Here is a 24,176-nt window from a genome sequence, read left to right on the forward strand (position 1 = left end):
CCACAAAAAACCCCGCCGTAGCGGGGTTTGGTGCGGTTTTCAGGTCTTCGTGAGACGACATGAAACCTTGATTTGGTGGCTATAGGTGGACTCGAACCACCGACCCCGTCATTATGAGTGACGTGCTCTAACCAGCTGAGCTATATAGCCTTGGACTCGCAGAGGCTTTCTGTTTTGCCCCTTGGAGGATGCAGAAGTCTATAGAGATGCGACCCGGGTTGCAAGGGGTTGCTTGCCGCCTTCGCCATGCCGTGGTTGAATCGCTGGCGGGACTGTCCCCAGGAGCGCAGATGATAGATCCGGATGGTTATCGCCCCAACGTAGGCATCGTCCTGCTGAACGGTCGCGGCCAGCTGTTCTGGGCGCGCCGCATCAACAAGGATGGCTGGCAGTTTCCGCAAGGGGGCATGCGCAGCGACGAGACGCCGCGCGAGGCAATGTTCCGCGAACTGGCCGAGGAAACCGGCCTGCTGCCGCAGCATGTGGAAGTCATCGGCGAAACCCGCGGCTGGCTGCGTTACCGCCTGCCCAGCCGTTTCATTCGTCGGCACCAGCAACCGACCTGTATCGGCCAGAAGCAGGTCTGGTTCCTGCTGCGCCTGACCGGTACCGAGGATTCGCTGCGGCTGGATGCCACCGAACAACCGGAGTTCGACATCTGGCGCTGGGTCGACTTCTGGTACCCCGCCAGTCACGTGGTGAACTTCAAGCGGGATGTCTACCAGCGTGCCCTGCGGCAGTTCGAACCGCTGGTCCAGACCTTGCTGCGACAGACCCTGGAGACCTCGGCGCAAGCTGTCGAGTCCGGCCGGCGCTAAGTCACGGCCATCCTGCCTGAAGCCCGGCTGACGACATGGGCAGTCATCGTCAAATGCTATTGACAACGATTCTCATTCGGTCCTAGCATGACGGCCATGTACATCTGCCTCTGCAATGCGATCAGTGATCATGACATCCGCCGCGCCGCGGCCGATGGGGTCACCCAGTTCCCGGAACTGCAGCGCCGCACCGGGTGTTCCGACTGCTGCGGGTGCTGTGAAAGCGAAGCCCGCAAAGTGCTCGCCGATGCCGTGCTGACGATACAGGGCCCCATGCTGGGCAACGCCAGCGCCGCCTGAGTGCAGCCCGGCAATGCCATGCGACATAATGGTAGTTGTTCGCATTAGTGTTCCTGCACGGCTTTCTGCGGCCATGTATATTCTGGCCTTTGAAACCCAGTGCAGGAGCCAGGCATGAAAGGCGATCCGAAAGTCATCGAAATCCTCAACAAGGTCCTCTACAACGAGCTGACCGCCATCAACCAGTACTTTCTGCATTGCCGCCTGTTCAAGGACTGGGGCTACAAGCAGCTGGCCGATCATGAGTACAAGGAATCCATCGAGGAAATGCGCCACGCCGACTGGGTGATCGAGCGCATCATCTTCCTGGAAGGCCTGCCCAACCTGCAGCATCTCGGCAAGCTGCGGATCGGCCAAAATGCCCTGGAAGCCCTGCAAGGCGATCTGGATCTGGAATATGACGCGGTCAAGGATCTCCGCGAAGGCATCGCCCACAGCGAAGGCGTCGCCGACTTCGTGAGCCGCGACCTGTTCAAGTCCATCCTCAAGAACGAGGAAGAACATATCGACTGGCTGGAAACCCAGTTCGGTCTGGTCAAGGACATCGGTGCCGAGCGCTATCTGCTGAGCAAGGTCGGCGATCTTTCCTGAGTCCGTCCTGTGCGGATCTGCCGCAGGGACTTGACCTTGTCAGGAACGGGTCCATTATTGAGCCATGGAAACCATCCTCTCTATTCCCGATTACCGGCATCATGCGGCCGCGCCGTTGACCTTTACCGAGGCCGCGGCGCACAAGGTGCATGAACTGATCCAGGAAGAAGGCAATCCCGAACTGAAGCTGCGGGTGTATATCACCGGCGGCGGCTGTTCGGGATTCCAGTATGGCTTCAGTTTCGATGACGCCCAGGCCGAAGATGATCTCGCCGTCAACCGCGAAGGTGTCACCCTGCTGGTCGATCCCCTGTCGCTGCAATATCTGACCGGCGCAGAAATCGACTATGCCGAAAACCTCAGCGGCGCGCAGTTCGTGATACGCAATCCCAATGCCCGCACCACCTGTGGCTGCGGCTCCTCGTTCTCGACCTGATCCCTGCCTCGATGCGTGCGGCGACAGCTCCGGTCCGGAATGTTTTCGCGGATACCGGCGAGGGTTTCGATCGTTGCGCCGAGCGGCGTGACGACGTGGACTGGATCACCGCACAGATCGCCTCTCCGGACAGCCGCTGTATCCTGCTGGATGATGCCGGCCAGGCGGTGGTCAACGCTGAGCGGAGCCATCTCCAATGGTTCGCGCCATCGCAGCTGCAGGCCTTGATCGAACAGCAGATGCCGCTGTTTCTGGGCTGTGCGGAAGGCCGCAGTCATTTTGCCGTGCTGGGGCCAGCATTGGCCGAGGCCCCTTTGTGGTGGGAGCCGGGCTCCCAGCGCATGGGGCTGCGTGAAGCCGGCCAGCAATTGCCGGCCTTCGAGGCCAGCCTGTTTGCCTATGCCAAGGCGCTGCAGCAATGGCAGCGCGATACCCGTTACTGCCCCCAGTGCGCCGCACCGCTGAAGCTGCAGGCCAGCGGACATCGGCTGGCCTGCAGCCGTCAGGCATGCGGCAAATCGCATTTTCCTCGGACCGATGCCGCCATCATCGTGATCGTCGACTACCAGGGTGCCTGCCTGCTGGGCCGTCAAGCCCACTGGGAAGCCGGTCGCTACTCGACCCTGGCCGGCTTTGTCGAGCCGGGCGAAAGTCTGGAAGATGCGGTCCGCCGCGAAGTCGCCGAAGAGGCTGGCGTTCTGGTCGGGCCGGTCCAGTATCACTCGTCCCAGCCATGGCCGATGCCCGCCTCGCTGATGCTGGGCTTCAGCGCCACGGCCCTGGATCCGCAGATCCGCCTTCGCGATGGCGAGCTGGACGATGCCCGCTGGTTCACTCCCGCGCAACTGGTGGAAGAGCTGGCGGCAGGCAGGCTGCATCTGTCATCCCCGGTGTCGATCTCCTATCGGCTGATCGCCGACTGGCTGCGCCGGCGCACCGGTCAGGAGCTGGACGAACTGCCGGGCGCGCGCTGAACGGAACCGGATCGCTTTCCACTACACTGGACGCGCCTCATCTCCCGTTTTTGCTGGTGTTCTCATGACCTCTAGTTTAGTGATCATCCTGATCGCCACCGGCCTGCTGCATCGCTGGCCCCAGCTGGCCTCGTACCGGCGCGATACCTTGTTCAGAACCTGGCTGGGCCAGATCAGCCGGGTCGACGGCAGCCTGCATGCGGTGCTGGCGCTTGGCCTGCCGGTGCTGTTGTGCCTGCTGCTGATCGCCGGCATTCATATCTTTCCCGGCCACCATCTGGGCCAGGCGCTGTTTGCCCTGGCCGTGCTGATGATGAGTCTGGGGCCGCGCGAACTCGACCCGGATCTCGCCGCCTTGCAATTGGCGCGGACACCGGTGACCCAACTGCAGGCGCTGACCGATCTGCATGATGAAACCATGGCCCAATTGGCCTGGGAGCAGGCTTCGGTCGCCGAAGCCGTGGCCTACGCCGCCTTGCACCGCCGCTTCGGCGTGGTGTTCTGGTTTGTGCTGCTGGGTCCCCCGGGGGCGCTGCTGTATCGCCTCAGTCAGACGCTGGGCCGCGATGCCTCGCTGGATCTCGGTCCCGGCCAGCGCAAGGCCGCGCAGTACACAGCCAATGCGCTGGACTGGTTGCCGGCCCATCTGCTGGTGTTCACCTTGGCCATCGTCGACCACTGGGATGCCGTCATGAATGCCTGGCGCGATTGGCGCCGATCCGCCGGCCGGGCAGGCTGGTATGGCGCCGCCCCCGGTTTCCTGGCTGCCGCCGTCCGCTGCAGCAGCATGACGCCCGGCGAGGGGCCGGGCAGTGCCGCCGATGCGGCGTCCGACCCGGCTCTGACGGCGGCACGTCTGCAGCAGGTCTTCCAGCGGGCATGGATCAGCTGGCTGGCCGTGCTGGCCCTGATCGCGCTGGGAGGCTGGATCAGACCGCTGCCCTGAGGACCGGCCGGTCAGCCGGCTTCAGCTGATGCCGCTGACAGGCTGGGCACGATAGGGGGCCTCCAGTGCGGCAATCTCCTCCGCAGCCAGTCTCAACTGCAAGGCGTTCAGCGCATCCTCGAAGTGCCCTGGCCGCGAAACACCGATGATGGGTGCACTCACTTCGGGCTTCTGCAATACCCAGGCCAGCGCGAGCGCAGCCCGGCTGACCCCGCGCGCCTCGGCGATCCGGCCAACCGCCTCGATGATGGCCTGATCCACCGACTCGCCTGCGCCATACAGCGTCTGACCGTAAGCATCGGACTGCTCGCGAGCACTGCCGGCGGCCCAGGGGCGAGCCAGACGGCCACGAGCCAAAGGGCTCCATGGCAGGATGCCCACCTGCTGGTCCACGCACAAAGGCAGCATCTCCCGCTCTTCCTCGCGATACAGCAGGTTCAGATGATTCTGCATCGACACGAACCGGGTCCAGCCATGGCGCTCGGCGCAATGCTGGGCCTTGGCAAACTGCCAGGCGTACATGGACGAGGCACCCAGGTACCGCACCTTGCCGGACCGCACCACGTCATGCAGCGCCTCCATGGTTTCCTCGATGGGCGTGTCGTAATCCCAGCGATGGATCTGGTAGAGATCGACATGGTCGGTCCCCAGCCGTTTCAGGCTGGCATCGATCGCCGTCAGAATCGACTTGCGTGACAAGCCTCCGGCATTGGCGCCAGCTCCCATCGGAAAAAATACCTTGGTGGCCAGCACCACCTCGTCACGACGAGCGAAATCCCGTATGGCTCTGCCGACAATCTCTTCGCTGCTGCCATCCGAATAACGGTTGGCGGTATCGAAGAAATTGAAGCCCAGCTCCAGCGCCCGCTTCAGCAGCTCGCGACTCGGAGCTTCGGGCAGGGTCCAGGGATGATCGCCACACTGCGGCTCGCCATAGGTCATGCATCCCAGCGCCAGCGGCGAGACCTTGAGACCGGTGGAGCCCAATCGTACATATTGCATCGCAAGCACCTCGTGTCGATGCCGGGCCACGTGACAACGCCGTATCAGGCGCCACCCGTCGACCGGCGAGTGGATCCGGTCAGCCGGGTCTCGGCTGATGTCGCCTTTCAGCAGGCCTCCCGGAATGCCGCCATCCTTGCCGCAGGCCAGGGCATTGATCAGCAACGAGCCGGACTCGGCCCGGCTGCCCGGCCGATTTGCGGCCCGCGATGCCCGCGGCCGAGGAAGCTCCGGAGCCTCCCCACCGCCTGGCCTCTGCCATCATCCCCGCTGCAACGCCCGATAGGCAATGTCGCCACGCGAAAAGCCGCCTTCGAAGTGGATGCTGGCCACCGCCGAGTAAGCCAGCCGGCGCGCCTCATGCAGGTCTGCGCCAAGTGCACACACGGTGAGCACCCGGCCACCGGCCGTCAGGGTCCGGCCTGCAGCGTCCAGCCGGGTGCCGGCCTGGAAGATCTTGACCTGCGGATCGGTGGCCGTATCCAGCCCCTGGATCGGGTCGTCGCTGCGCACCGCTCCCGGATATCCACCGGCAGCCATTACCACGCCCAGCGACGGACGCGGGTCCCAGTCGGCCTCGATCACGTCCAGACGATGATCCAGGGCCGCCTCGATCAAATCCAGCAGATCCGAGCGCAGACGCAGCATGATGGGCTGGGTCTCGGGATCACCGAAGCGGACGTTGAACTCGATGACCTTGGGTTGACCGTCGGCATCGATCATCAGACCGGCGTACAGGAAGCCGGTGAATGGCGCACCTTCAGCCGCCATCCCGCGCAGGGTCGGCTCGATGACCTGGCTCAGGATCCGGGCCTCGACCTCGGGGGTGACCACCGGCGCCGGCGAATAAGCGCCCATCCCGCCGGTGTTCGGTCCCTGATCGCCGTCATCTCGCCGTTTGTGATCCTGACTGCTGGCCATCGGCAGGGCATGCACGCCATCGCTCATCACGATATAGCTGGCCTCTTCGCCCTGCAGGAATTCCTCGATGACCACTCGCGAGGACGCGTCCCCGAAGCGCTGGGCGCCCAGCATGTCCTGCAAGGCCGCCTCGGCCTCGGCGAGGTCCATCGCCACCACCACGCCCTTGCCGGCGGCCAGGCCATCGGCCTTGATCACGATCGGTGCGCCCTTGGCGCGGACATGGGCCAACGCCGGCTCGAGCTGAGTGAAGACTTCATAACCGGCAGTGGGAATGCGGTGACGCGCCAGGAAGGCCTTGCTGAAGGCCTTCGAGCCTTCCAGCTGGGCAGCGCCGGCCGTGGGTCCGAAAATCGCCAGCCCGGCGGCACGGAAACGATCGACCACACCGGCGACCAGGGGCACCTCCGGACCGACCACGGTCACCGCCACCTGCTCACGCCGGGCCAGCTCGAGCAGCCCCTCCAGGTCGGTGACCGCGACATCGACATTGCGCAGTCCGCTTTCGCGGGCCGTACCGGCATTGCCGGGAGCCACGATGACCTCGCTGACCCGCGAGGATTGTTTGAGTTTCCACGCCAGCGCGTGTTCACGGCCACCCGCGCCAATCACCAAGACCTTCATTCCAAGCACTCCGCCATGCCAAAGCGGGCATTGTAGCCGCTTCAGAACCGGCGATGGCCGGCGCCTGCAGCCTGCCAGGAATATCCCGCTCCCCGCCAAAGCGGAACGAATGATCTGTCCTCACGCGATCGAGGTACCTGCCCGGGTGGCATACCGCACGAGCAGCGCGCCTGCGGCAATCCAGATGCTCCTGGCCTCCGGCGCCCAAGCCTCGGCCAGGGGCGGCCTGCCGGCAGCCACCGGATTCGCCAGACCACCGATCTGCCTGCCCGTACTCAACACGTGACGACATCACCCGATCCGCGCCGGCCCGACGACATGGCGGCGCCGGCCTCATGGACTGGCACCGCTGAAGCCATCAGATCAGGCCCGGCCGGGAGATCCTCGGATCAGGCGTCGCCGCTCCGTCGCGATCGTCGGACCCGCCCCCTTCAAGATGGCCGGGGCCACGAAGCCCTGCGCTTTCATGGCCTGGCGCCAGTCGACTCGGTGCTGCTGCGCAAGGCCCCGACCGCCGGCCCATCGGCAGCCGCGTCCCTGCATCGCCTGCCCGTCGTCCTTCCTTTCCACCGGGGTCCGACTGCAAACGATTTGTATCGATATAAAAATATGATGGAAGGGGTCGAATATAGTCATTCATTGAATACACGACAAAATAAACGCTGATCGAACCGGCAGCCTCAAATCCCGATGACCGCTCTCCGGCCATGGCCCGATCAACGTGCCCCGCCCCTCCGAACGGCACAGGCGGGATCAGCCCCTCATGGAATGCCGGCGGGTCCATGAATGGCTGGATCAAAACCTTTCGCCCGCGCTGACACGGGCAATCTGTATGCCTCCCATCCCCATGATCAGAAAGAACATATCGCCGAGCAGGTCACCTGAATCCGCCGTGCTTCTGCCTTCAGTCGCTGCAGCCTTCCCCTTGGAACGACTTTGCGCCAGATGATCCTCGATCTGAAAGACCGCTCTCGTTGCCGCACCCCCTCGAGGCCTGCCAGCAGCATTCCGCAAACCTGTTTTCAGATCACGGCGAAGACGGAACCCATAATCACCTGGGAAGCACCTTTGGCAGACCCGCCCAGGCTGTAAAAAAAACCCGTCAATACCGCGATGCAACACCATTCAAGCCTATCTCGTGTAACGATACAATTGCGCAGCAGACCTTCTAAAAATCAATCACGACTTGCCGACATAAGCCTCTTCGGAATCCCTGATCGGCGTCACTCTGTCGTTATAAAAGGAGAACAGGTGCCTGACCGGATATTTGCATTTCAAGCACATAAACCATGATAATGGTCCGGTTGGAACAACTTTAATTCAAGGACTGCATATGAGCATTAAACTCGACGGACTTTCGCTGCGCGAACTGGAAGACCTGATCGGCGCGGCCCGTGGCCGATTGTCGTCGGCTACCAAGGATCACATCGACAGCACCCGCAGCAAGATCCAGCATATTCTGGCCGAGGCCGGACTGACGCTGGAGCAGGTTTTCCAGAAACCGCAGAAGAAGGTCGGCCGTTCTACCGGGCCGGTCCCGCCCAAGTTCGCCAACCCGGCCAACCCCGATCAGACCTGGAGTGGCCGTGGCAAACGCCCCCTGTGGTTCATCGCCGCTCTGGACAAGGGTGCCAGCGAAGCCTCGCTGCTGATCGCTGCCGACAAGACCAATGGCGACCAGACGGTCGCTGCCAAGAAGACGATCAAGAAGTAATCAACCGATGATTCCTTGCCATGCGCTGATGAATAAAATGAATAGTGCACATTTCAACTGATTTGAAATGTCGAAGAATGTTGCGTCAATTTGACATGAAAAACATTCGCGCCCGTACTGTCTGATATTCACAGCCATGGCCGTCATGACCGACTTCGCATGGCCTCGCCGGAGATGCCTCTCAGGCATCCCCTGCGCCGACTGGCTGCCAGCAAGCGTCATTTGCCGACACCGGGCTGGCATCGCCTGCATCTGTCCTCGGCCTTGTTTGCAAAGCGGACCTGACCGGATTCCGAGGGTGCGGTGCGCTCCGTTTCTGTCGGGGAATGGCTGGCAGGCGCCATCCATCCTTGCACCAGCTGGCAGCGGCCCGGGCCTGGTTTCCGGCGAGCTCTCGTCCCCATAGAAGTCCACAGGCACGATCGCCACCTTGCCTGCCGCCATCGTGTCACTTGCACGTGGCTTGCCGATGGCGATACCTCCCTCGTCAGTCCTGCACTCCCGCAGAGCCATCAAGCACTGCCACAGCAATCGCTGCCCGCCCTCCTAGCCTGAGACATGCGTGGAAGATGCCGGCACAAGACCTTGGCCGCCGTGCTCAAGATGGTCCCGGGCGCGGGAACACCGGATGGGACACTAGGCGCTGCTGATCCGGCTCAAGTCCCCACGCCGGCGGCAAGGCAATGGCGTACGAGAACATGGCTCATACCTGACCTGCAGGCATCGGATGGCATGCAAGCCTTGATGCCATATGGCTGCATCAGCCCGCAACGAGTGTTTCAGGGTGCGGCAGGCGAGTCCATGGCCGCCGCCGCTCGGCCCGCTGGCCGATCCTCGTCCTCGCTCTGGACGTCCGTGGTCCCGGGCCTGCCGGCCTGCAACATGGCCAGCAAGACCGCTCGTGGCAACTTGCCGGTATCGTTGCGTGGCAAGACCGCGACCCGTCGCAGCGGACGTGGCAGAAAAACGGGGTCCACCTGCCGCCGCAATGCATCCAGGATCGTCGCTTCATCCAGGCCGGGAGCCACGACCAGGGCCGCGATCCGGCCGACGCCGCCGCGACCCGGAGCCTGTTGCAACGCCACGCCGTCGACCACGCCGGGTATCGCCAGCAAATGACGATTCAGGGCCGCCAGCGACATGCGCTTGCCGGCCACCTCCAGCAGATCCTGCTGCCGGCCGATCAATCGGAATCTTTCACCGGTCGCATCGAGTTCGATCAGGTCTCCCAGCCAAAACGAGTGCTGCATGAACGCCGCCGTGACCTCGCACCCCTCCGGCCCGGGGCGCAGCCGGATCCCCGGCATCGGCTGCCACCATGCGCCCTCGATGGTGCGTCGACTTGCGATGGCACAGGTCTCGGTGGATCCGTAAATCTCGTAGACAGGGGCCCCCAGTCGAGTTTCGACAATGGTCGCGAGCTCCTCATCCAGTGGCGCGGTGGCTGACAGGATACCGGCGAGGGGTGGCAGTGCCATCCCGGAAGCCGCCAGAGTCCGCAGATGCAAGGGGGTGGTCACCAGGACCCGAGGCGCTGGCATCTCGGCCAGAGCCGCGGCGATATCTGCCGGAAACAGAGGCCGGCCGGCATGCACGCACACCTCCGACTGCAAAGGCAGGAGCACGGTGAATTCCCAGCCAAACATGTGCTGCGGCGGTACCGTGGCCACCACGCTGAAGCGCGAACCGAACCAGCTCTGCAGCCGCAGCCGGCTGCCGGCATGGGCTTGGCAGGCCAGATCCCAGGACCGTGGCCAGCAGCGAGGCTCGCCGGTGGTGCCGGATGTGCAAGCCACCAGGGCCGTGATGCCGCCCGCAATCCGCGGCCAGCTCAGTGGTTCGGGATGAGCCGTGACCAGCCTGCTCCGTGCATCGGCATCGTCGACCTCCTGACAACCTGGAAATGCCGCCGCCACGGCGGCGATCGCCGCCGGACTGCGTGAGGATGGCAGCAGATTGGTCTGTCCGCGCCACAGCAGAGCACAGAACAGCACGCTGAAGGCATAACGGTCATCCGCCAGATTCAGGGCTGCAGAGGCTTCCGGCAAGCGTTCGGCAACGGCAGCCACCTCTGCCAGAAAGCCGGCGACCGTCACGGCTTTCCCCTGATGCCAGGCCAGCATCGCATCCGGATCGTCCCTGACCAGCAGCGGCCGTCCAGCCGGCTCGCCGGGGGACTGAAGGGGGGCAGCTCTCACCACCGTACTCACGAGCGAACCACATGCCCATCCAATGCATCGCGAATGGTGCTGGGCCGCTCCAGCCCGCCCGTGGCACCTTCGACGACCAGATCAAGCCCTGCCGCAAAATGCTGGCGTACCTCGGCGGCGGTCCGGGCCGGTGCCAGCCCATGCGGATTGGCACTGGTCGACACCAGCGGACCACCGAAGGCCGTGCACAAGGCGGCTGCCAGCGGATGCGCCGTCCAGCGCAAGGCGATGCCCGGATACTCGCCGGCGACCCAGTCCTCGACCTGAGGACTGCGCGGAAAGATCCAGGTATTCGGTCCCGGCCAACTGGCCAGGATCTGCTGCCAGCGGACGTCGTCTACCTGACGCCGGTCCATGAAGGGCAGCAGCATTTCCAATGACGAACCGATCAGCAGCAGCGGTCGGTTGGACGGCCGCTGCTTGAGCTGATACAACCGCGCGCAGGCCTGCGCATTCATCGGATCGCAACCCAGTCCATAGACCGCTTCGGTGGGGTAGCCGATCACCGCCCCTTCGCGCAGGCGCTGTCCGATCGAGGCGATCCGGGAAACATCGAATGCAGGACTCACGTCAGTCCTGCGGCCCGGTGGCCGCTTCAGGCTTGGTCTTCGGCGCCGTCTTGGTCGCCGCCTTCCTGGTCGCCGTCTTCTTCACTGCCGCTTTCTTGACCGCCGTCTTCTTCACTGCGGCCTTTTTCGTGGCGGCAGCCTTGGTCGTCGCCGACTTGGTGGCGGCTTTTTTTACTGCGGTTTTTTTCACCGCCGTTTTCTTGACCGCAGCCTTCTTGGTCGCAGCACGACCGCCACGCGCCTTCTTCGCCGGAGCCGCCGCCAGCAGCTCCTGACACTGCTCCAGAGTCAGTTCGGCCGGCTCCTGATCCTTGGGAATCTTGGCATTCTTGTCGCCATCGGTGATGTAGGGACCGTAGCGGCCATTCAGAACCTGGATGCCGTTGCCGAAATCCTTGATGGTGCGATTGGCGATCAGCAGCAGCTTTTCCTCGACGATCTGCAAGGCGCGTGGCAGTTCGATGGTATACGGATCATCTTCCGCCTTCAGCGAGGCATAGACCGCCCCCTGCTTGACGAAGGGTCCGAAGCGACCGACGCCGACGCTGACTTCGTCGCCATTTTCGGCCTGGCCCAGCTTGCGCGGCAGCTTGAACAGTTCCAGCGCTTCTTCCAGGCTCAGCGTGTGCATGCTCTGGCCCGGACGCAGACTGGCGAACTGCGGCTTTTCCTCGTCATCCTTGGTCCCGATCGCAGCATAGGGTCCGAAACGGCCCAGCCGCACCGACACCGGCTTGCCGCTCTTCGGATCGAAACCCAGTTCGCGGGCGCCGCTGGCCTCGCTGCGGTCGACGGTTTCGGTCTTTTCGTCGACCTGCTGCTTGAACGGCTGCCAGAAGCGCTGCATCAGCGGCACCCAGGCCTCTTCGCCACGGCTGACCGCATCCAGCTCGTCTTCCAGATGGGCCGTGAAGTCGTAATCGACATAGCGGCTGAAATGCTGGGTCAGGAACTTGCCGACCGCGCGGCCGACATCGGTCGGCTTGAAGCGACGGCTGTCCAGCAGCACGTACTCGCGGTTCAGCAGTACCTGGATGATGCTGGCATAAGTCGAAGGGCGACCGATGCCGTACTCTTCCAGCGCCTTGACCAGGCTGGCCTCGGAATAACGCGGCGGCGGCTCGGTGAAGTGCTGGTCGGCCAGGATATCGCGCAACGGTACGCTGTCACCGACCTGCAGACGCGGCAGGCGGCGACCTTCATCGTCATCCTCGGCGGAGCGCTGATCACGACCTTCCTCGTACACGGCCAGAAAGCCCGGGCTCACCACCGTGGTTCCGGTAGCACGGAACCCCGCATCGCCACCTTCGGTCTGCGGCAGGGCGAAGTCGACCGACACCGTATTCAAAGTGGCATGGACCATCTGGCAGGCGACGGTACGCTTCCAGATCAGCTCGTAGAGTTTGCGCTGATCGTCATTCAGGAACGCCGCAATGGTGCGCGGAGTCCGCAGTGCCGAGGTCGGACGGATCGCCTCATGCGCCTCCTGGGCATTCTTCGACTTGGCCTTGTAGACCTGAACGGCAGCAGGCACAGACTCGGCCCCGAAGTCCCGCGCGATCAGCTGGCGCAGCTCCGCCACGGCATCCTCCGACAAGGCGGTGGCATCGGTACGCATATAGGTGATCAGACCGACGCTGCCCTCGCTGCCCAGGCTGACGCCTTCGTACAGACCCTGGGCCACCCGCATCGTGCGGCTGGTGGAGAAGCCCAACTTGCGCGCTGCTTCCTGCTGCAGAGTGGAGGTGGTGAACGGGGGGGCCGGCCGGCGCTTGCGCTCCTTGCTGCCGACATCGGTCACACTGAGCTGGCCGCCAGCCGCCGCGATCAGACGGCTGCGCGCCGTCATCGCATCAGCTTCGTTGGTCAGGTCGAACTGCTCGAAACGCTTGCCGTAGAGCCGGGTCAGCCTGGCCTTGAAATCACCTCCGGCATGCTGCAGGTCAGCATCGACGCTCCAGTATTCGCGCGGAACGAAGGCTTCGATCTCTTCCTCGCGCTCGACAATCATCCGCAGCGCGGGCGATTGCACGCGACCGGCGGACAGACCGCGCTGCACCTTGCGCCACAAGACAGGCGAAAGATTGAAACCCACCAGATAATCCAGAGCACGCCGGGCCTGCTGGGCATCGACCATATCCAGCGACAGTTCGCGGGGCTCGGCCACCGCCGCTTTGATCGCCTTCTGGGTAATCTCGGAAAACACCACCCGATGCAGCTGCTTGCCTTCGGTCAGACCGCGCTCACGGAGAATCTCGCTGATATGCCAGGAGATCGCTTCACCCTCGCGATCCAAGTCGGTCGCCAGATAGATGTCGTCGGCCTGCCTGGCCGCCTTGGCGATGGCATCGACATGTTTTTCATTCCGCTCGATGATCTCGTAGGCCATGGCGAAGTCATGGTCGGGATCCACCGCGCCCTCTTTCGGCTTGAGATCCCGCACATGGCCATAGGACGCCAGGACATGGAAGTCCTTGCCGAGGTATTTGTTGATCGTCTTCGCCTTGGCCGGCGACTCGACGATAAGCAGGTTCTTTGCCATCTTGGAGTGAATTCCGCTACGACGCCGAAGCGGGCGCCTTCTTTGCTCTATATATAGTTGGAAGCATGTCGGCCTTGGCCATGTCAAGCAAATTTCGCGCGCCGACATGGAAGATTCAGTCTTCCAGACGCTGATAGCGCGCGCCGGACAGGCTTTCAACCAGCCCTTCCAGTTCCAGCATCAACAACATCGATGACACGGCCGACACCGGTTGCCCGGTCCGTTCGACCAGCGCCTCCAGCGGAGTCGGATCATGTCCCAATGCATGCAGCAAGTCGACATATTCAGGATCGGCGCGCCAGCCTTCGCCAACCGCCACACGATCCCCGGCCACCACGGCTGGCGTCTCGATCGCCAGCCGTTCAAGCAGGACCGTCCCCATGGCCGCGGCCGGACCAGCCATCGCCTCGGCCACCTCTTCCGGCGCTTCCACCAACCGGGCGCCTTCACGAATCAGGCGATGGCAGCCCCGCGCCAGCGGGTGATCGATCGAACCGGGCAGCGCGAAGACCTCACGCCCCTGCTCCGCCGCCAGCCGTGCGGTGATCAGGGAGCCCGACTGCAGACCCGCCTCGATGACCACCGTGGCCAGGCTGAGACCGGCGATCAGGCGATTGCGGCGAGGGAAGTGCCACGGCCGTGCCGGCGTTCCCGGCACCAGTTCGCTGACCACGGCCCCGGTCTCTGCCAGGCGCCGGGCCAGTGCGTGATGGCTGGCCGGATAGACCCGATCTGCACCGGTGCCGATCACGGCCAGACTGGCACCGCCTGCGTCCAGCGCTGCAAGATGAGCCTCACCGTCGATGCCTTCAGCCAATCCGCTGGTCACCACGAAACCGCGGCGCGCCAGCTCGGCGGCGAAACGACGGGCATGACCGCGACCGGCAGCCGAGGCCCCGCGAGCTCCGACCACGGCGATCTGGGGGCGCAGCAGCAGCGAGGGATCGCCCGCCACGAACAACGCCGCCGGGGCATCATCCAGGTGGAGCAATTGCGGGGGATAATCCGGCTCGCCCCAGCACAGCAGATGGTGGCCAGGCTCGGCCAGCCAGGCCAGGTCCGCCCCCAGCAGGGCCGGGTCCGGATGCCGCAGCCACTGCCCGGCTTCGCCAGTAGCTCTCGCGGTGATCGTCTGCAAGGCCTGCTCGACACTGCCATCCAGCTGCAGTTGCCGGCGCAGGGCCGCCGCCCCCAATCCCGGGGTCCGCAACAGAAGCAGCCATCCGTATCGTCGATCTGCCGGCGTCGTCATGCCGGCAGTCTAGAGTCGCCTCCGGCAATGATCCATAGGCCGGGTCCGGCCCGTTCAGCACCTGGCCGGCCGCCGGCGGGACACGGACATCCGGTCAGGCGGCCGGGCATCACGCGACTGAGGCCTGATGCCTGTCAGCGGTCTATTCCGGCGGCTGCAGTTCGTCGTTCAGGGTGATGGGTGCCGTGCCATCCATGATGAGGGCGTAGCTGACATGAGCAAAGGTGCGGAAAATCATCAAATGCCCGCTGAACTCCCGCGGCAAAGTGATACTGCCGCCACGCACCGGGTCGTGGATCCGCGCCCCCGGATGGAATACGCTCCAGGTCTGACCATTGTCGGCCCCGTCCAGACGGCCTATCGAGATCGCCACCACCTGGTTGCGCCCCACCGCCGCCAGCGCGTCGCTGAGCGCGATCACCTGGGCGCCCGGTATCGCCTGACGTGCGGGGTGCGGGTAATACACCGGATCGTAAGCCATATTGTCCACGGGGATCACGCGATCGCCGGGGACCACTTCCTCACTCGATGACTGCAGCAGCAACGAAGCCGGATCACCGCCAGCCAAGGCTTCCGCGGTGCCGACCACATCCAGCTCCACTCCCACTTCCCGGCCGCGAAGCAGATGCCCGTCCTCGCGGGCATCCTCACTCCAATCGGTTCGTACCATCCGCGCATCGGCGTCCAAGGGGTGTCCCTTCTTGGAATGGACGCGGCCGGATGCGTCTTGGTCGAAGCCGCGAATCAGATGCGTTGGCCTGACGATGGCCCAATGTTGCCCCGGCAGAGTCTGCAAACCCCGAACGTACAGTTTTTCACCCGCGCTTGCACCCATGTGCTGCTGCTCCAGCGCCACCACGTACGCCGCATGCCTTACCGTCTCGATGTCATCGATGCGGACATCCTTGAGAAAGGTCTGCAGCTCATCCAGCGGAATTGCCGGAATCGGCGCCGCCTCGGTGCGAATCCCCGGTTCCAGCCGCAACTGCGGCACCGGCGAGGCGAAACTGGTTTCCAGGCTCAGCGTGTCACCCGGATAGATGCGATGCGGATCCTGCACCTGCGGATTGCGCTGCCACAACTCCGGCCACAGCCAGGGCTTGTCCAGAAAGCGGGCCGCGATGCTCCACAGCGTATCGCCGCGCTGCACCGTGTAACTGGCAGGATGGCCGTGCTTCAACTGGGCCTGGGCCTGGACGGCAAAGGCCGCCAGCGCCAGGCTGCAACAGGCTGCCAGGCCGATAAGCTTGCTCCTCACGATCCACCCCTTGCCACGTTCCGGCCATGTATGTGCCCCAGTGTAGCAAGCCCAAGGCCCGCCGCCGCAGGCCATCGCGATGAACTCGGGCACGCGTATAATCGCCAGCAACTGCCGGCATGCCGCCGGCCTCCATGAATCGACATGCCCGCCCGGTCCGCCGGCCGAGACGGGTCGGGACGATGTCTGTGGCCTGGATTGCCGATCCACCGCCCGCAGCTGTTCCGGACGAGGTACAAGACAATGACGACGCTAGACATTCTCCAGTTCCCGGATCCCCGGCTGCGGACCAAGGCCGCCGAGGTCACCCGCTTCGATGCCGATCTGCGCCAGCTGGTCGAAGACATGTACGAGACCATGTACGCCGCCAATGGCGTCGGACTGGCCGCAACCCAGGTCAATGTTCACCAGCAGGTGCTGGTCGCCGACATGAGCGAGGATCGCGAGGCTCCGATGGCGCTGATCAATCCGCGCATCGTCGCCCGGGAGGGCGAGCAGGTCTACCAGGAGGGCTGCCTGTCCTTCCCCGGCATCTTCGCCGACGTGACCCGTGCCCTGGCCGTGACGGTCGAGGCCGTCGACGTCGACGGCAAGCCGCTGCGGGTCGACGTCGACGGACCGCTGGCAGTCTGTATCCAGCATGAGATGGATCATCTGGCCGGCAAGGTCTTTGTCGACCATCTGTCCGGCCTGAAGCGCTCGATCCTGCTCAAGCGCTTGGAAAAGCAGCGCAAGGCGGCCAGCGCGTGAGTTCTGGCCTGCGCATCGTCTTCGCCGGCACCCCCGACTTCGCCGTTCCCTGTCTGCAGGCCTGCATCGCCAGCGGGCATTCGGTAGTCGCCGTCTACACCCAGCCGGACCGGCCGGCCGGGCGAGGCCGCAAGCTGAGTCCCAGCCCGGTCAAGCAGGCCGCTCTGGCCGCGGGACTGCCGGTGGAACAGCCCGATTCGCTGCGAGACACCGAGGCCCGTTCGGTGCTGGCGGCCTGGCAGCCAGACCTGTTGGTGGTGGTCGCCTATGGCCTGATCCTGCCCCGCAAGGTGCTGGCCACCCCGCGGCTGGGCTGCTGGAACGTGCATGCCAGCCTGCTGCCCCGTTGGCGCGGTGCGGCCCCTATCCAGCGCGCGATCCTCGCCGGTGACGCCGAAACCGGCGTCGACCTGATGCAGATGGAAGCCGGCCTGGATACCGGCCCGGTGCTGCTGCAGCGGCGGACCCCGATCACCGCCGAGGACACCGGCGGGCAGTTGCATGACCGACTGTCCCTGCTGGGTGCCGACGTACTGGCCGAAGGCCTGTGCCGCCTCGCCGACGGCAGCCTGCCTGCCGCTGCGCCGCAGCCGGAAGCGGGCGTCAGCTATGCCCACAAGCTGGACAAGGCCGAAGCCCGGCTGGACTTCAGCCAGAGCGCACAGGTGCTGGAGCACAAGATCCGGGCCTTCAATCCCTGGCCGGTGGCCGAGGCGGAAGTCGCCGGCGAACGGCTGCGGATCTGGGCCGCCACGGTGATCGAAGGTCACCGTCCTGATCAGGCCGGCCAGGTGCTGGCCGCCAGCCGCGCAGGCATCGATATCGCCTGCGGGGAGCAGGTCTTGCGGCTGACCACGGTGCAGCGACCTGGCGGCAAGCCGATCAGCGCCGCCGACTATCTCAATGCCCGTCCCGAACTGAAGCAGCCGAACTCATGAAAGACACCCGAGCACTGGCCGCCGCCGCACTGGCCGAAGTCGCCCTTCGCGGCGCCAGCCTGCGCGACGTGATCCAGCGACGCGCACCGCAACTGGCCGATCCGCGTGATCGTGCCCTGCTCAGCGCTCTGCTGAACGAGGGCACGCGCTGGTGGCTGCGTTTTGATGCGGCCGTCGAAGCCATGCTGCAGCAGTCCTTGCGCCAGAAGGAACCGACGGTCCATGCCTTGCTGGTGCTGGGTCTGATCCAGCTGGAAATCCTGCAGCTGCCCGACTATGCCGCCGTCGCTGCCACCGTGCAGGCCGTTCGCGGCCTGCACCGCCCGCGCCATGCCGGTCTGGTCAATGCCATCCTGCGCCGCTGGCAGCGCGAACGGGTCGAGCGACTGGCCCGACTCGACGCCGACGAAACCACCCGTCTGGCCTGTCCGGCATGGCTGCTGCAGGCCTTCCGCCAGGACTGGCCGGCAGAGGCCGACCGGATCGCCCGGGCCGGCAACGCCGAGCCTCCGCTGATGCTGCGGGTCAATCGCCGACAGATCGGACGCGAGGCTTTTCTGCAGTCACTGCAGGATGCCGGCTACGAGGCCGCGCTGCACCCTTGGCTGAGCGACGCGCTGATCCTGCCGCACAGCACGGATGTGACCCGCATGCCCGGTTTTGCCACCGGTCATTTCGCCGTCCAGGATGGCGCCGCCCAGATCGCGGCCGATCTGCTGCAAGCCGATCCCGGCATGCGCGTCCTCGATGCCTGTGCCGCCCCCGGCGGCAAGACCTGCCATGTGCTGGAGCGCGCCGAGGTGGGCATGACGGCACTGGAATTCGATGCCGGCCGTGCCCTGCGGATCCAGCAGAACCTGGATCGTCTGCAGCTGCAGGCCCGGGTGACCGTAGGTGATGCGAGCGAGCCGGCCGCCTGGTGGGATGGCCGGACCTATGAGCGGATCCTGATCGATGCACCGTGTTCGGCCACCGGCGTGATCCGGCGCAGAGCTGACGTGAGGCTGCACCGCCGGGCATCCGACATCGCCGCCCTGCAGGCCCAGCAAGGCCGGATTCTGGCGGCACTGTGGCCCTTGCTGGCTCCGGGCGGGCGCCTGGTATATGCCACCTGCTCGCTGCTGCGGGCCGAAAACCAGGCCGTCGTCGAGCCCTTCCTGGCCGCCCGTCCGGAAGCCCGTGCCCTCGCCATCGAGCTGCCGGTCGGACAAACCGCCGGCCCCGGCTGGCAAGTCCTGCCCGGCGACGGCGATCTGGACGGGATGTATTACGCCGTGCTGGAAAAGACCGCATGACGACGGGCGGCCCGGCTCGCCGCTGGTGGCTGTTCTGGCTGTATACCCTGCTCGTCATCGGCGCCGGCATCGGCCTTCGGGATCCATGGCCTTCGGACGAGCCTCGCTATACCTTGGCCGCCCAGCAGATGGTCAGCAGCGGCGACTGGCTGTTCCCGCACCGTGGCAGCGAGCTGTACGCCGACAAGCCGCCGATGCTGATGTGGACCGAAGCGGCCAGCTACGTGGTGACCGGGCACTGGCGCATCGCCTTTCTTCTGCCTTCGCTGCTGTCGGCGCTGGGATGTCTGTGGCTGGTCTACGACCTGGGCCGGCGGCTGTGGAATCCACGGGCCGGCGCCTATGCCGCCGCCGCGATGCTGATGTGCTTCCAGCTGATGTTCCAGGTCAAGCGGGCCCAGATCGATCCGCTGTTGATGCTGTTCGTGACCGCCGCCAACTGGGGCATGCTCAGGCATTTGCTGCTGGGCCCGAACTGGCGGGCCTGGTGGTTCGGCTGCTTCTGCGCCGGCCTGGGGATCATCACCAAGGGCGTGGGCTTTCTGCCCCTGCTGCTGCTGTTGCCCTGGCTGCTGGGACGACGGCTTGGCTTTCAGCCCCTGCCGGCTGCCGGGCACGGCACGGCGCTGCGCTGGTGGGGCGGCCTGCTGGCGGTGCTGGCTGCGGTGGCCTTGTGGCTGGTGCCCATGCTGCTGGGTGCCCGCCGGCATGGGGGAGACCCTGCCTATGCCGCCTATGTCCATGACATCCTGTTCCACCAGACCGCTGACCGCTACGCCCACTCATGGATTCACCGCCAGCCGGTCTGGTACTTCCTGCCGGTAGTGCTGCTGAACTGGCTGCCGCTGTCGCTGAGCTACCCCGGCACCCTGCCACGCTGGTGGCAGGCCCTGCGCGAACGGGACGCCCGGATCCTGCTGCCGCTGGGCTGGCTGCTGCTGGTGCTGATGTTTTTCAGCATCCCTTCGGGCAAGCGTGATGTCTACATCATGCCGGCCGTGCCTATGCTGGCCCTGATCAGCGGCCCCTATCTGGAAGCGATACTGGCCACCCGCTGGATGCGGCGCAGCTGCAAGGCCTTTGTCGCCGCGCTCGCGGTGATCCTGACGGTCGGCGGTCTGTATGCCTGGCTGGGACACCCCCACGCCGTACAGCATCTCAGCGTCGAACGCGGCTTCGGCCAGGACGGCGACAGCCTGTGGTGGATGGTGATCGGCCTGGGTCTGGGCATCGGTCTGATCGGTTGGTTCGGCCGCCGCCAACGGCCCGAAATGACCTTGCTGGCGGCCTGGGGTCTGATCTGGATCGGGTGGGGCCTGTGGGGTTATCCGCTGCTGAACAGTTCCAGTTCGGCCGCCGGACTGATGTCCGAGGTACGCAACCAGCTGGGGCCCGAAGATCAACTCGGACTGGTGGCCTGGAAAGAGCAGAACCTGCTGATGCTGGGTCGTCCTGCCACTGATTTCGGATTCTCCCGCCCAGAGGCCGAGCAGTTCCGCCGCGGCATCGCCTGGCAGGCGGCCGATCCAGCCCATCGCTGGCTGTTCGCGCTGGACGAAGCCGTCCAGCCCTGCCTGGATCCGCAACATGCCATTGCTCTGGGTCATGCCAATCGACGCGACTGGTGGCTGTTCCGGGCCGATGCCGTGCGGCCCGGCTGTGAGCCTGCCAGCTCGCCATGAGCAGCGCCAGCACTCCGCCGACCGCCACGGCGCAGCGGACAGTCCGCCTGATCGCGCGCAGCAACGGGGCAGGCATCAGTCAGGACCTGCAACGACTGCAACTGGCTCTGGAAGCCACCGGTCACCGGGTCGAGCATATCTCGCTGGGCCGGCGGCGGCGTTGGCTGCAACGCTGGCAGTGCCGTTGGCAGCGCTGGCGTGACCGGATCCGTGGCCATGCCGGCACGGCGCGGCATGACATCAATCTGTTTGTCGAGCAATTGCGACCCGAGCTGTTCGAACAGGCCCGCCACAATGTGCTGATGCCCAACCCGGAATGGTTCCATGCCGAATGGCTGCCCGAGCTGGCCCGGGTCGACCTGATTCTGGCCAAGACCCGTCATGCCGAGCAGATTTTCTCGGCACTGGGCTGCCGGACGCACTGGACCGGCTTCAGCGCCCAGGATTGCCGACGGCCGGAGATCGTGCGCGTACCGGACTTTTTCCATGGCCCGGGGCGCAGCGGCAACAAGGGCACCCTGCCGCTGATCGAACTGTGGTCACGCCATCCTGAATGGCCGATGCTTCATATCGTATGGCGCCGCAAACACGTGCAGCTGCCGCCGCTGCCGGCCAATATCCGGCTGTATCGGGACTATCTCGAGGAAGCGGAACTGCGCAGGCTGCAGAACGGCAGCGTCTTTCATCTGTGCCCCTCGCAGACCGAGGGCTATGGCCATTCACTGGCCGAGGCAATGAGTTGCGGGGCTGTCACCATCACCTGCGATGCCGAACCGATGAATGAGCTGGTCGGCCCCGACCGGGGTGTGCTGGTCGCCACCGTCGCCGGTCGCAGCCAGGCACTGGCCCGTCTTCATGATTTCCAGGCAGAGTCCATGGAAGCGGCCATCGAGCGCTGCATCCGCATGTCAGAGCCGGAACAGCGACAACTGGGCGAAGCGGCCCGGCAATGGTACGAAGCCGCCGTCGAGCAGTTCCCTCACCAGCTGGCGGCAGCCCTGGACAGCTTGCACGAAGCGCCATCCGGCTCCTAGACCCGGAGCACGCGGATCGGCACACCCCGCCGCATCGCTCGCCCGTGCCGATACAGCTGCTGTCGGCGGGCGCGCTTCAAGCTTTTGCCGTGCCCCGCAAGCGCTGTCGCCGCCCGCGCAGATAGCCGCCGATCATTCCCGTGCATCGCTCCAGGCGCCGCCGCAGAGGATCATCGCTGCTCCATATCAGCCGCAGATAGCGACGGGTCTCCTGCCAGTCCGGATCGACTCTGGATTTGAATTCGGCCTTGGCCAGCCGCAGAGTCAAGCCATCCATATGCATGATGGCCGCATAGTGGTTGATCAAGCAGCGCGACCGATACGTATGCAGAAACTGCCGCTCTCGTGCCTGGGTAAACCACCAGTTGTGTTCACTGTGGACCCGGTAATGGACATCACCGGTGGGCAGATAGTATTTGCGCCCTCCCAGCAGGCTGGCACCGAAGACCAGGCAATTGTCCGCCGCCAGTCGCCACACCGGATCGAAACTGGCCGGCAGATCAAGACATCGACGGGCCAGAGTCGTCCGCAGGGACAAGCCCGAGGTGGGTGCGCCATACCATACCGCCTCCTGCCAGGTGGCAATCGCGGTATAACCCAGGTCGACCGGACCGGCGGCAAAGGCTATCCGCTCCTGTACCCGCCCCGACAGCTGCATGTCGGAAAAAACAAAGTCCACGTCCGGGCGGGCGGCGTAAAGTGCCGCCAGCTTGGCCAGGTAGCCTTCATCCCAGTAATCATCGGCATCGAGGAAACAGACGACATCGCCACGGACCCTTGCCATGCCCGCCTTGAAGGCCTGCAGCTGCCCGCCGTTGGCCTGCGCCAGCAGAATGATCTTCGAATGGCCCGCATAGCGCTCGCGCAGCAATGACACCGAGTCGTCGGTGGAACCGTCGTCCACCACCACGATCTCCAGTGGAGGATGGCTTTGTGCCAAGGCCGCATCGACCGCCTGGGTCACGAATGCTGCATAGTTGTAATTGGTCACGACCACTGAGATACCCAGCGTCTGTTCGCTCATGCACTCTCCCCCGCTGCCCCGCCGTGAAGAGCCGGCGGCTTGCTCCCGTCCATTCAACGATCTATTGACGATGCCGGTTTTCCGGCAAGCAGACAAGCCGCGGCCAGCCGGCGCGACGAAGCCGCCGCAGGTTTCCAGCAGTACCGCCTGGGCCAGCGGCAGCCACAGCAGGATCCAGACCGGATGCGGACTGTCCAGCAACACGGGCAGATCGAACTGGGTCACCACCAGGCCATAGAGTCCGGTCTGCAGCAGCATTCGGCCCTCCGGCTGATGCCGCCACCGCAGTCCGGTGCGGAGTGCGGACAGCAGCAGCGCTACCAGCAGCAGCAGACCCGGCCAGCCCAGCTGCAGCAAGGTCTGGGTAAACAGATTGTGGGTGTGGGTCAGCGTCTGCCGACCGGCGTACACCAGAAAGTGGCTGCCCTGCCCCTGGCCATGCCAGGAACCCGCCGCGATCATCTGCAACGTCCGGGCCGCGATCTGCGGTCGCAGTGACATGCCACGCTGGCCCAGCAGATAGACCAGCAGGGCTCCGGTCACCAGCAATCCGCCCAGAATGACGAACCGGCGCGGCGTCAGCCGATGCCGGTAATACGTCAACCCTGTCAGCATGGCCACGGCCAGCCATCCGGCCAACGTCGATCTGGACTGGCTGAGCAGGACAAAGACCCACAAGATGGTGACGGCGACCCAGCGCCAGGCGTACCGCGGGCTCGCGCGCGAGCCCCCCCCCATCAACCACAGACAGGCCGCCCCCATCACCGCCCCGGCACTGTTGGCATTGCCCAGCACCCCGATCGCCGCCAGCCGATCCAGACCATGCCCGGCCGACCAGGCCATCCCGATCAGCATCAGAGCACTCAGGGCCAGTGCGGCGGCACCAATGTCCAGAAACTCGATGGTCCGCTCTCGATGCCGCCCGAAACAGACCAGCCAGGCCACGATCAGCGACAGCACGCTCAGAATGCGCCCGGCCTCCTGCCCCCGGTGATCGACATTGGACCAGCACAGACTGAGCAGGGCCCAGCCCATCAGCAGCAGGCTCAAACGCAGTGTCGATGACTGCCGCAGGTACCGTGGCCAGGCGCGAAAGCCGCGCACCAGCCATATCAGCACCGGCACATACAGCAGCAAGGCAACCAGCAGATTGTAGGCATGGCCGGGATTCAGCGAGGGTCCTGCCGGCATCCAGACCATGCCCAGCCACAACCACAACAGTCCCGCCAGCAACCAGGCGACATGTCCCGGAATCTGCCGAAGGTGGATCAGCGGATCTTCTCGCCGTTCAGACAT

The 24,176-nt window shown here is 64.8% G+C and carries 20 protein-coding genes and 1 tRNA gene; 12 read left to right on the forward strand and 9 right to left on the reverse strand.

All coding sequences use genetic code 11. The features are described 5' to 3' along the window. Positions 1-73: 73 nt before the first annotated feature. Positions 74-150 (reverse strand) — tRNA-Met (locus FRAAU_RS15140). A 140-nt stretch (positions 151-290) separates the two neighbouring features. Between FRAAU_RS15140 and FRAAU_RS15145 the strand changes: the two genes are divergently transcribed. From FRAAU_RS15145 to FRAAU_RS15170, 6 genes are all read left to right on the forward strand, one after another. Further along, complete coding sequence (locus FRAAU_RS15145; protein WP_014404396.1) at positions 291-818, forward strand: RNA pyrophosphohydrolase; 528 nt, start codon at positions 291-293, stop codon at positions 816-818. Between the two features lie 87 nt (positions 819-905). Further along, on the forward strand, positions 906-1,118 hold the full coding sequence (locus FRAAU_RS15150; RefSeq protein ID WP_014404397.1) for a (2Fe-2S)-binding protein: 213 nt from the start codon (positions 906-908) through the stop codon (positions 1,116-1,118). Between the two features lie 114 nt (positions 1,119-1,232). Next, positions 1,233-1,709, forward strand: a complete 477-nt coding sequence (gene bfr / locus FRAAU_RS15155) for a bacterioferritin (RefSeq protein WP_014404398.1) — start codon at positions 1,233-1,235, stop codon at positions 1,707-1,709. Positions 1,710-1,773: 64 nt separating this feature from the next. After that, positions 1,774-2,145 carry an iron-sulfur cluster insertion protein ErpA gene (gene erpA / locus FRAAU_RS15160; protein WP_014404399.1) on the forward strand — a complete coding sequence of 124 codons (372 nt, stop codon included), beginning with the start codon at positions 1,774-1,776 and terminating at the stop codon, positions 2,143-2,145. Between the two features lie 11 nt (positions 2,146-2,156). Beyond that, positions 2,157-3,119 carry an NAD(+) diphosphatase gene (nudC, locus tag FRAAU_RS15165; RefSeq protein ID WP_014404400.1) on the forward strand — a complete coding sequence of 321 codons (963 nt, stop codon included), beginning with the start codon at positions 2,157-2,159 and terminating at the stop codon, positions 3,117-3,119. Positions 3,120-3,183: 64 nt separating this feature from the next. Next, complete coding sequence (locus FRAAU_RS15170) at positions 3,184-4,065, forward strand: CobD/CbiB family protein (protein ID WP_014404401.1); 882 nt, start codon at positions 3,184-3,186, stop codon at positions 4,063-4,065. 21 nt (positions 4,066-4,086) lie between these two features. Here the strand turns inward: FRAAU_RS15170 and FRAAU_RS15175 are convergent, their stop codons facing one another. Together FRAAU_RS15175 and purD are read right to left on the reverse strand one after the other, a co-directional pair. Further along, entirely contained in the window at positions 4,087-5,232 is a 1,146-nt protein-coding gene (locus FRAAU_RS15175; protein WP_280985202.1) for an aldo/keto reductase, read from the reverse strand. Positions 5,233-5,328: 96 nt separating this feature from the next. Next, complete coding sequence (gene purD, locus FRAAU_RS15180) at positions 5,329-6,612, reverse strand: phosphoribosylamine--glycine ligase (protein WP_014404403.1); 1,284 nt, start codon at positions 6,610-6,612, stop codon at positions 5,329-5,331. A gap of 1,333 nt (positions 6,613-7,945) precedes the next feature. Between purD and FRAAU_RS15190 the strand changes: the two genes are divergently transcribed. Then, on the forward strand, positions 7,946-8,326 hold the full coding sequence (locus FRAAU_RS15190; protein ID WP_014404404.1) for an H-NS histone family protein: 381 nt from the start codon (positions 7,946-7,948) through the stop codon (positions 8,324-8,326). A 779-nt stretch (positions 8,327-9,105) separates the two neighbouring features. Here the strand turns inward: FRAAU_RS15190 and FRAAU_RS15195 are convergent. The 5 genes from FRAAU_RS15195 to FRAAU_RS15215 all read right to left on the reverse strand — a co-directional run bounded on the left by FRAAU_RS15195 (position 9,106) and on the right by FRAAU_RS15215 (position 16,157). Beyond that, positions 9,106-10,524 carry an AMP-binding protein gene (locus tag FRAAU_RS15195; protein ID WP_014404405.1) on the reverse strand — a complete coding sequence of 473 codons (1,419 nt, stop codon included), beginning with the start codon at positions 10,522-10,524 and terminating at the stop codon, positions 9,106-9,108. 8 nt (positions 10,525-10,532) lie between these two features. After that, positions 10,533-11,105 carry an L-threonylcarbamoyladenylate synthase type 1 TsaC gene (tsaC, locus tag FRAAU_RS15200; RefSeq protein ID WP_014404406.1) on the reverse strand — a complete coding sequence of 191 codons (573 nt, stop codon included), beginning with the start codon at positions 11,103-11,105 and terminating at the stop codon, positions 10,533-10,535. 1 nt (position 11,106) lies between these two features. Further along, positions 11,107-13,647: a DNA topoisomerase I gene (locus tag FRAAU_RS15205; protein WP_014404407.1), complete on the reverse strand. Its 2,541-nt coding sequence runs from the start codon at positions 13,645-13,647 to the stop codon at positions 11,107-11,109. 115 nt (positions 13,648-13,762) lie between these two features. After that, entirely contained in the window at positions 13,763-14,899 is a 1,137-nt protein-coding gene (gene dprA, locus FRAAU_RS15210) for a DNA-processing protein DprA (protein WP_014404408.1), read from the reverse strand. A gap of 142 nt (positions 14,900-15,041) precedes the next feature. Beyond that, positions 15,042-16,157, reverse strand: a complete 1,116-nt coding sequence (locus tag FRAAU_RS15215; RefSeq protein WP_014404409.1) for a LysM peptidoglycan-binding domain-containing protein — start codon at positions 16,155-16,157, stop codon at positions 15,042-15,044. Positions 16,158-16,400: 243 nt separating this feature from the next. Here FRAAU_RS15215 and def point away from each other — a divergent pair, with 243 nt between their 5' ends. Genes def through FRAAU_RS15240 form a run of 5 tightly spaced genes read left to right on the forward strand, consistent with a single transcriptional unit; the run spans position 16,401 to position 21,856 of the window. Next, positions 16,401-16,907: a peptide deformylase gene (gene def, locus FRAAU_RS15220; RefSeq protein ID WP_014404410.1), complete on the forward strand. Its 507-nt coding sequence runs from the start codon at positions 16,401-16,403 to the stop codon at positions 16,905-16,907. Beyond that, entirely contained in the window at positions 16,904-17,845 is a 942-nt protein-coding gene (gene fmt / locus FRAAU_RS15225; RefSeq protein ID WP_014404411.1) for a methionyl-tRNA formyltransferase, read from the forward strand. Before def ends, fmt begins: the two co-directional genes overlap by 4 nt. Then, complete coding sequence (rsmB, locus tag FRAAU_RS15230) at positions 17,842-19,140, forward strand: 16S rRNA (cytosine(967)-C(5))-methyltransferase RsmB (protein ID WP_014404412.1); 1,299 nt, start codon at positions 17,842-17,844, stop codon at positions 19,138-19,140. Before fmt ends, rsmB begins: the two co-directional genes overlap by 4 nt. Further along, positions 19,137-20,822 (forward strand): glycosyltransferase family 39 protein, encoded by a 1,686-nt coding sequence (locus tag FRAAU_RS15235; protein WP_014404413.1) that lies wholly within the window; start codon positions 19,137-19,139, stop codon positions 20,820-20,822. The genes rsmB and FRAAU_RS15235 overlap by 4 nt, the downstream gene beginning before the upstream one ends. After that, positions 20,819-21,856, forward strand: a complete 1,038-nt coding sequence (locus tag FRAAU_RS15240; protein ID WP_014404414.1) for a glycosyltransferase — start codon at positions 20,819-20,821, stop codon at positions 21,854-21,856. Before FRAAU_RS15235 ends, FRAAU_RS15240 begins: the two co-directional genes overlap by 4 nt. A 76-nt stretch (positions 21,857-21,932) precedes the next feature. Here the strand turns inward: FRAAU_RS15240 and FRAAU_RS17325 are convergent, their stop codons facing one another. Then, positions 21,933-24,176, reverse strand: a complete 2,244-nt coding sequence (locus FRAAU_RS17325; protein WP_014404415.1) for a glycosyltransferase — start codon at positions 24,174-24,176, stop codon at positions 21,933-21,935.

The organism is Frateuria aurantia DSM 6220 (genome assembly GCF_000242255.2).
Classification (GTDB): domain Bacteria; phylum Pseudomonadota; class Gammaproteobacteria; order Xanthomonadales; family Rhodanobacteraceae; genus Frateuria; species Frateuria aurantia.

Coding starts and splice junctions, on each gene's coding strand:
- FRAAU_RS15145 (WP_014404396.1), top strand. CDS start 291: ATGATAGATCCGGATGGTTATCGCCCCAACGTAGGCATCGTCCTGCTG.
- FRAAU_RS15150 (WP_014404397.1), top strand. CDS start 906: ATGACGGCCATGTACATCTGCCTCTGCAATGCGATCAGTGATCATGAC.
- bfr (WP_014404398.1), top strand. CDS start 1,233: ATGAAAGGCGATCCGAAAGTCATCGAAATCCTCAACAAGGTCCTCTAC.
- erpA (WP_014404399.1), top strand. CDS start 1,774: ATGGAAACCATCCTCTCTATTCCCGATTACCGGCATCATGCGGCCGCG.
- nudC (WP_014404400.1), top strand. CDS start 2,157: ATGCGTGCGGCGACAGCTCCGGTCCGGAATGTTTTCGCGGATACCGGC.
- FRAAU_RS15170 (WP_014404401.1), top strand. CDS start 3,184: ATGACCTCTAGTTTAGTGATCATCCTGATCGCCACCGGCCTGCTGCAT.
- purD (WP_014404403.1), bottom strand. CDS start 6,612: ATGAAGGTCTTGGTGATTGGCGCGGGTGGCCGTGAACACGCGCTGGCG.
- FRAAU_RS15190 (WP_014404404.1), top strand. CDS start 7,946: ATGAGCATTAAACTCGACGGACTTTCGCTGCGCGAACTGGAAGACCTG.
- FRAAU_RS15205 (WP_014404407.1), bottom strand. CDS start 13,647: ATGGCAAAGAACCTGCTTATCGTCGAGTCGCCGGCCAAGGCGAAGACG.
- dprA (WP_014404408.1), bottom strand. CDS start 14,899: ATGACGACGCCGGCAGATCGACGATACGGATGGCTGCTTCTGTTGCGG.
- def (WP_014404410.1), top strand. CDS start 16,401: ATGACGACGCTAGACATTCTCCAGTTCCCGGATCCCCGGCTGCGGACC.
- rsmB (WP_014404412.1), top strand. CDS start 17,842: ATGAAAGACACCCGAGCACTGGCCGCCGCCGCACTGGCCGAAGTCGCC.
- FRAAU_RS15235 (WP_014404413.1), top strand. CDS start 19,137: ATGACGACGGGCGGCCCGGCTCGCCGCTGGTGGCTGTTCTGGCTGTAT.
- FRAAU_RS15240 (WP_014404414.1), top strand. CDS start 20,819: ATGAGCAGCGCCAGCACTCCGCCGACCGCCACGGCGCAGCGGACAGTC.
- FRAAU_RS17325 (WP_014404415.1), bottom strand. CDS start 24,176: ATGTCTGAACGGCGAGAAGATCCGCTGATCCACCTTCGGCAGATTCCG.